Source organism: Rhodoferax sp. GW821-FHT10B06, from assembly GCF_059415605.1.
Window position 1 is genome coordinate 20,644 of sequence record NZ_JBWKNO010000028.1, and the last position, 6,985, is coordinate 27,628.

The window sequence follows — 6,985 nt, forward strand, 5'->3', positions numbered from 1 at the left end:
ACATCTCCATGTCAGCCTTTGCCCCAGGGGCCGTATTCGCCCCTCTTTTCGCCCGTCTGTCTGTATGATGGTTCGCATGCCGCACCTTGCTTGCACCGACCCCATCGCGCAACAGCTGCTGATGGCGTATGCCGATTCGCCATTGCTGGTTGCGCTATTGGATGCAGACGACCAGTTGCGCTTTGCGAACCCCGCATTCCGCAGCGCCTATGGCCTGGATGACGGCGAGCTGCTTAGCTGGTCCGCGCTGATGCGCCGTAACCATGCGCAGCGCAAGGGCGCTTACATCGAGACCCACGACATTGAAATCTGGTTGGCCACCATTCGCTCACGCCGTGGCAAACTGCCGTTTCGCGCTTTCGAGGCCGATCTGTGCGATGGCCGCTGGATCTGGATGACCGAGACCTTGCGCGCCGATGGCTGGATGCTGTGTGTAGCGTCCGACATCACCGTGCTGAAAAGCGGCGAGCGCAGCATGCGCCAGCAGCGCGATGTGGCCTTGCGTGCCGCGCAGACAGACGGGATGACCGGCATCAGTAACCGCGCGCACATCATGGATCTGCTGCGCGACTCCATCGACGAGCGGCAGCACCGCGCTGCGCCGTGCGGCGTGGTATTGCTGGACCTGGACCATTTCAAGCGCGTCAACGACAGTTATGGCCACCCGGCGGGCGATGCCGTGCTGAAGGACTTTGCCCATACGGTGCAGCGCTCGTTGCGGCGCGACGATGGTTTTGGCCGTTTGGGTGGTGAGGAGTTTCTGCTGCTGTTTCGCGGCATGTCACCCAAGAACCTGGGCAGCGTGGTGTCGGTTTTGTTGAATGTGGTGCGCCAGCGCCATCCGCTGCCAGCGCACCCGGAATTTGGCTACACCTGCTCGGCAGGCATGACCGAGCTGCGGCTGGGCGACGATGTGCGCAGTGTCTACAAGCGCGTTGATGAAGCCCTGTACCAGGCCAAGGGTGCCGGTCGGGACCGTAGCATGTGGGCTGTTTAGGTTGCTATTTAATTGATAGCTTCTGGCGCAGATAGAATCTGCGCTGGAGCCATTTTTTATTCATAACACGGGTGCGCGGTTCGCACCGTTTGCAGCCACCCCCAATGAAGTATTTCTGCGCATGAGCCTCGCCGTCTGCACCATGGTGCTGGGTACCACCAGCGGGGCCGGCAAAAGCTGGTTGACCACCGCGCTGTGCCGCTACTACGCCCGCCAGGGGCTGAAGGTCGCACCCTTCAAAGCGCAGAACATGAGCAATAACGCGCGTGTTGTTGCACAGGGGGAAATTGGTAGCGCCCAGTACTTCCAGGCGCTGGCGGCCAGGATTCAGCCCGATGTGCGGATGAACCCGCTGCTGCTCAAGCCCGAGCGGGATACCCATAGCCAAGTCGTACTGCTGGGCCAGGTCAGCCCTGAGTTGAGCGGCCTGGACTGGCGCAGCCGCAGCGCCAAGGTCTGGCCGGTGGTGGCCCAGGCGCTGGATGCATTGCGCGCCGAAAACGATGTGGTGGTGATCGAGGGCGCGGGCTCTCCAGCCGAAATCAACCTGTACGACAGCGACATCGTCAATATGCGCGTGGCCCGCCATGCCGATGCGCGCTGCCTGCTGGTGACGGACATTGACCGTGGCGGCGCCTTTGCCCACCTTTACGGCACCTGGGCCCTGCTGCCTGAGGCGGACCGCAAGCTGCTGCGCGGTTTTGTGCTGAACAAGTTCCGCGGCGATGCGCGGCTGCTGGCGCCGGGGCCACAGCAGCTGCAGGCTTTGACCGGCGTGCCGCTGGTGGCCACGCTGCCCATGTGGTGGCAGCACGGCCTGCCCGAGGAAGATGGTGTGTTTGATGACCGCAGCCGCAGCAATGGCACGGTGACGCGCACCATCGCCGTCGTGGCCTATCCGCGCATCAGCAACCTGGACGAATTCCAGCCCTTGAAGAACGTGCCCGGCGTGCGCCTGGTGTGGGCCCGCAGCCCGGCTGAGCTGGCAGGTGCCGACTGGGTCATCTTGCCCGGCTCCAAGCACACCAGTGGCGACCTGGCCTGGCTGCGCCAGCAAGGGTTGGACGCGGCGGTGGCTGCCCATGCCGCGCGGGGTGGGGCCGTGCTAGGCATTTGCGGCGGACTGCAGATGCTGGGAGAGGCCTTGATAGACACCCACGGCATAGACGGCAATGCGCCCGGCCTGGGTCTGCTGCCTTTGGTCACGCAGTTTGAAGAGCGCAAGACGGTGCAGCACCGGCAGAGCCGCTTTGCAGAACGTATGGCTGGCCCCTGGGCCGCCTTGGCCGGGGTGCCCGTGGCAGGCTATGAAATCCACCACGGACAAACGCAGCAGCACAGCGCCATGGCCCAGGCCGGCGATATCGCCCACGCCGTGCTGCCCGACGGCCTGGGTTGGCAGAACGCCGCCGGCAATGTGTTGGGCCTGTATCTGCATGGCATGCTGGAAGACCCAGCGGTGCTGCGGGCCCTGTTTGGTGCCAGCGTGCCCACGCTGGACGCGGTGTTTGACGGTCTTGCCGACTATTTGGAGCCACATTTCGAGCCGGGTTTTCTACAATCGCTGGTCGCCAAGCCCTGATTACACTGAAATATGCAATTCCAGCATCTTGGCCCATATGTTTGGGCCCATATACAGGCGTGGCGTGATGCGTCTCTGTCTCCCGAGCTGGTGGCGGCTTACCGCGGACGCCAGTTCCGGGCCGTACTGCGGCGCATTCCCTTCAGCAGCGTGGGCAATATTTCCACCGCCGTGGCGCTGCTGCTGGCCTATTGGCACCAGGCCGACCAGGCAACGTTGCTGGGCTGGGCCGCGCTGGTGATTTTGCTAGGGACGTCCAATCTGCTGCTGTGGTGGCGCCACCAGTCGGTGCCGGAAGCGACGGTCGTGTCCATGGCCAAAGGCTGGTGGTTTGCCATCGGCATCGCCGCCGCGGCTGTGCTTTTCGCCTGGATCATCTGGTATTTGTTTGACCTGGGTGATGCTGACGGGCGGCTGTTACTGGTGGGCACCGTGACCTCCTTTATTGGTACCGGTAGCTGGATGTTTGCCTACCTGCCCTGGGTGGCCATGGCTTGGACGCTGATTCTGTGTGTAGGCACTGGCCTGGCTTTCGCCGGGCGGCCCGAACCTGCATACAGCTATATGACAGGCCTGCTGATTCTTTACGGCTTTGTGATGGCCGCCACTATCCTTGTCACCTGGCGCATGTTTCGCGACGGTCTAAAGGCTGAAACTGAAATCGAGCGGCAAAAACAGTTGGTAGGTTTGCTGTTGAACGACTTCGAGGAAAACGCCAGCGATTGGTTGTGGGAAACAGACTCCAATGGCCGACTGCGCCATGTGTCCGTGCGCCTGGCCGCCGCCATGGGTGTGGCACCTGCTCTGCTGCATGGGCGCAACCTGGTCGAGATGTTGTCGACCCAGTTTCCTCAACTGCGTGACGAAGAGCAGGCCATGTTTTTGCACTTGCAGGCTTGCATGGCCCAGGACACGCCTTTCCGTCAAGTGGTGGTGCCCGTATTGGTCGGAGAGCAACTGCAGTGGTGGTCCCTGACCGCCAAGCCTTTGCTAGGTCCTACGGGGCTGCTGCAGGGCTGGCGCGGTGTGGGTTCGGACATCACAGCAGCTCGTTTGCGTGAGATGGAAATGGTGCGCCTGGCCCACCAGGATGCGCTGACGGGCTTGGCCAACCGCCTGCAGTTTGGCAATGCGCTGGAGGCTTATTTTTCCCCTGAGGGCTGTCGGGCTGCCTGTACCTTGTTGTTGTTCGACTTGGACAACTTCAAAACCGTGAATGACTCTCTGGGCCATGCCGTGGGTGATCAGCTGTTGCAGGAGGTGGCCAGGCGCCTGAAGGCCGAGGTCGGGTCACGCGAGCTACTGGCGCGCCTGGGTGGTGACGAGTTTGCGCTGATCGTACCGGGCCTGCTGCCGCGCGCGCAAGCCCAGGCCTATGGTGAAAGGCTGCAGGCTGCGTTGGGCCAGGCGTGGTCGGTGAACAGCCACCGCATCGAGGTGCGCGCCAGCATCGGCATAGGGTTTTCGCCGCAGGATGCGCACAGCGCGGAGCAGCTGCTGAAGGTTTGCGACATGGCTTTGTACGCGGCCAAGGCGGCCGGCCGCCACACTCTTTGCTTCTTCGAGCCGGCCATGGATGCGCGTGCGCAGCAGAAGCTGAATATTTTGAGTGATCTGGGCAATGGTTTGGAGCGTGGCGAGTTTGTGCTGCATTACCAGCCACAGATCGATCTATTGAGCGGCACTCTGGTGGGGTTTGAGGCCCTGGTGCGCTGGCACCATCCCCAGCGGGGTCTGGTGTCGCCGCTGGAGTTCATTCCGGCAGCGGAGGAGAGCGGCTTGATCGTGCCCCTGGGTACCTGGGTGTTGCGCCAGGCCTGCATGGATGCCATGCATTGGCCGCACCCATTGCGGGTGGCGGTGAATTTGTCGGCTGTACAGCTGGCGAATGCCGATGTGCTGTCTATGGTGGACGAGGCTTTGCTACACAGCGGCTTGCCCGGCAATCGGTTGGAGCTGGAGATCACCGAGTCCACCTTGATGCAGGACAGCCAGACTGCGCAGGCCATTTTGCATAACTTCCGCCGCAAGGGCATACGTATCGCACTGGACGATTTTGGAACCGGGTATTCCTCGCTGTCTTATCTGCGCAGCTTCCCTCTGGACAAGCTGAAGATTGACCGTTCGTTTGTCAGTATTCTGGATGCGGCCGAGAGCGATGCCAGCGCGGTGGCCATTGTGCAGACCATCATTGCGCTGGCCCAGGCTTTGGCACTTGAAACCACGGCGGAAGGCGTAGAGACTCCGGCCCAGCGCAGCATTCTGGAGCGCATAGGCTGTAGCCAAGGTCAGGGCTATCTTTTTGCCAAACCCATGGGGGCCGAGCAGGTGGGGTCTTTCGTCACCCTGTGGGCGACGAACAAGCCGTTTGCCTTCGTTATTTGAGGCTGCCCGACAAGAACTGCTGCAGCCGCTCGCTCTTGGGCTGGCCCAGCACCTCGCGCGGCACGCCTTGCTCTTCGATCTGGCCCTTGTGCAGAAAGATCAGGTGGTTGGCGACCTCGCGGGCAAAGCCCATCTCGTGCGTCACCACCACCATGGTGCGGCCTTCCAGCGCCAGCTTCTGCATCACCTTCAGCACCTCGGACACCAGCTCCGGGTCCAGCGCGCTGGTCGGCTCGTCGAACAGCATCACTTCGGGCTCAATCGCCAGGGAGCGCGCAATCGCCACCCGCTGCTGCTGGCCGCCGCTCATGTGCGCCGGGTAGCTGTCTTCCTTGTTCTGCAGGTCCACCAGCTTCAGGTACTTGCGGGCGCGTTCAATCGCTTCGTCCTTGGGTACACCCAGCACATGCACCGGCGCTTCGATGATGTTCTGCAGCACCGTCATGTGCGCCCATAGATTGAAATGCTGGAACACCATGGCAAGCCGGGTGCGCATGCGCTGCAGCTGCTTGGCTTCAGAAGCCACCAGCTCACCATGCTTGTCGGCCACCAGCTTCAGCTCTTCACCAGCGACGATGATGCGGCCCGCATTGGGCTTCTCCAGCAGGTTCATGCAGCGCAGAAAGGTGCTCTTGCCGGAGCCGGAGCTGCCGATGATGCTGATCACATCGCCGGCGCGGGCTTCCAGTGAGACGCCTTTGAGCACCTCGTTGGAGCCGAACTTCTTGTGGATGTCTATGGCCTGGAGTTTCAGGGGTTGGGTGGTCATAAGCGGTATTCAGAAAAATTAGGCACCCAGCAGATTGCCGGTACGGAAGGGGACAGCACCTGCAATATTGGCCAGGTCGTCGCCCGGCGTGGCGTAGCGCTCATTGGTACGTGCATACATGACGCCAGGTACCTCGGCGCGCAGGGCGTGCACGGTGTTGCCAATAGGGTCTATGACTTCGCACACCAGGTCGCCCAGCGCCAGGCGGTCGCCAGGCTTGGCTGCAAACACCAGTACGCCGGGCACGGGTGATTTGATGAACTGGGCACCGGCTAGCGGTGTGGCCGCGCAGGCCAGAGCGGGCAGGGTAGGCTTGGTGCCGCCAATCACATCCAGATGCTGCAGATACGCAAAGATGGCATCGGCATCGGCCTGGGCCCAGGCGTGGCCAACCTCGGCTTCACCACGCAGCTCTACCGTGGTGCTGCAGCAAGCTTGCGGAATCGGATAGGCATTGCCCAGCTTGTCGGCCAGTTGCCACCACAGCCCGGACATGCACTCGTCAAAAGACAGGCCTCCAGAGTTCTTGGCCAATAGAACGGCCTGGGTGCCTAGCAGGCGGGCCAGCGGCTCCAAGGTGGGCCAGCAAGGCACCTCGGCGTACATGTGCATGATGGCTTCGCAGTCGCAGTGCAGGTCCAGCACCACGTCGGCATCAAAGGCCATGCTGGTCAGAATTTTGCGCTGGCTTGCAAGCTCGGTTTCGGGTACCCAGTTCTGCAGATACTGGCTTGCGGCCTGGCGTATGGTGCGTACATTGTGCGCGGCATCGGAGCCGAGCTTGTCCTGTACCAGCGGCAATACGGCAGCGCAGAAGTCGGGGTAGTGGCGGTTGAAGTTTTCCGAGGTATTCAGCTCGAAGCGGCCCATGGGCTTGTGGTCCAGCCGCTGGGCCAGTCCCATGGGGTTGGCCACCGGTACCAGAATGATCTCGCCCCGGATCTGGCCTTGCGCTTCGGCCTGCTCTAGCAAGCGGCGCAAGTGGTAGGCCGCCAGCATGCCGGGCAGCTCCTCGGCATGCAGGCTGGCCTGGATATACACCTTGGGCCGGGCTCCCGGCGTGCCAAAGTGGAAGCTCGTCAGGGTTTTCTGGCTACCCAGGCTTTGGGTGCGCAGGAGGTGGTCTTGGCGTTGCATCAGTGTCTACGGGGTGCCAGATAGGCCAGAAACTTGCGTTCAGCCGCGCGGAAAGCCGCAATCAGCGCAAAGGTACCGACCAGGTACAGCGCCGCAGCAAACAGATAGGCCTCGA

At 62.2% G+C, this 6,985-nt stretch carries 5 protein-coding genes; 3 read left to right on the forward strand and 2 right to left on the reverse strand.

Going from position 1 to position 6,985, the window contains the following annotated elements:
* Nucleotides 1-76: 76 nt before the first annotated feature.
* The 3 genes from AC07O2_RS25475 to AC07O2_RS25485 all read left to right on the forward strand — a co-directional run bounded on the left by AC07O2_RS25475 (nt 77) and on the right by AC07O2_RS25485 (nt 4,964).
* A complete protein-coding gene (locus tag AC07O2_RS25475; protein WP_495234910.1) occupies nt 77-997 on the forward strand; it encodes a GGDEF domain-containing protein in 921 nt (306 codons plus the stop codon).
* A gap of 121 nt (nt 998-1,118) precedes the next feature.
* On the forward strand, nt 1,119-2,579 hold the full coding sequence (locus AC07O2_RS25480) for a cobyric acid synthase (protein WP_495234911.1): 1,461 nt from the start codon (nt 1,119-1,121) through the stop codon (nt 2,577-2,579).
* Nucleotides 2,580-2,591: 12 nt separating this feature from the next.
* Nucleotides 2,592-4,964 (forward strand): putative bifunctional diguanylate cyclase/phosphodiesterase, encoded by a 2,373-nt coding sequence (locus AC07O2_RS25485; RefSeq protein ID WP_495234912.1) that lies wholly within the window; start codon nt 2,592-2,594, stop codon nt 4,962-4,964.
* On the opposite strand, the gene AC07O2_RS25490 is transcribed toward AC07O2_RS25485, so the two are convergent.
* Entirely contained in the window at nt 4,957-5,733 is a 777-nt protein-coding gene (locus AC07O2_RS25490; RefSeq protein ID WP_495106802.1) for an ABC transporter ATP-binding protein, read from the reverse strand. The genes AC07O2_RS25485 and AC07O2_RS25490 overlap by 8 nt on opposite strands.
* Nucleotides 5,734-5,751: 18 nt before the next feature.
* Nucleotides 5,752-6,870 carry a succinylglutamate desuccinylase/aspartoacylase family protein gene (locus AC07O2_RS25495; protein WP_495234913.1) on the reverse strand — a complete coding sequence of 373 codons (1,119 nt, stop codon included), beginning with the start codon at nt 6,868-6,870 and terminating at the stop codon, nt 5,752-5,754.
* Between the last annotated feature and the right edge of the window lie 115 nt (nt 6,871-6,985).

What these genes read in the sequence shown, in the direction of transcription:
- AC07O2_RS25475 (WP_495234910.1), top strand. Translation starts at nt 77, where the DNA reads ATGCCGCACCTTGCTTGCACCGACCCCATCGCGCAACAGCTGCTGATG.
- AC07O2_RS25480 (WP_495234911.1), top strand. Translation starts at nt 1,119, where the DNA reads ATGAGCCTCGCCGTCTGCACCATGGTGCTGGGTACCACCAGCGGGGCC.
- AC07O2_RS25485 (WP_495234912.1), top strand. Translation starts at nt 2,592, where the DNA reads ATGCAATTCCAGCATCTTGGCCCATATGTTTGGGCCCATATACAGGCG.
- AC07O2_RS25490 (WP_495106802.1), bottom strand. Translation starts at nt 5,733, where the DNA reads ATGACCACCCAACCCCTGAAACTCCAGGCCATAGACATCCACAAGAAG.
- AC07O2_RS25495 (WP_495234913.1), bottom strand. Translation starts at nt 6,870, where the DNA reads ATGCAACGCCAAGACCACCTCCTGCGCACCCAAAGCCTGGGTAGCCAG.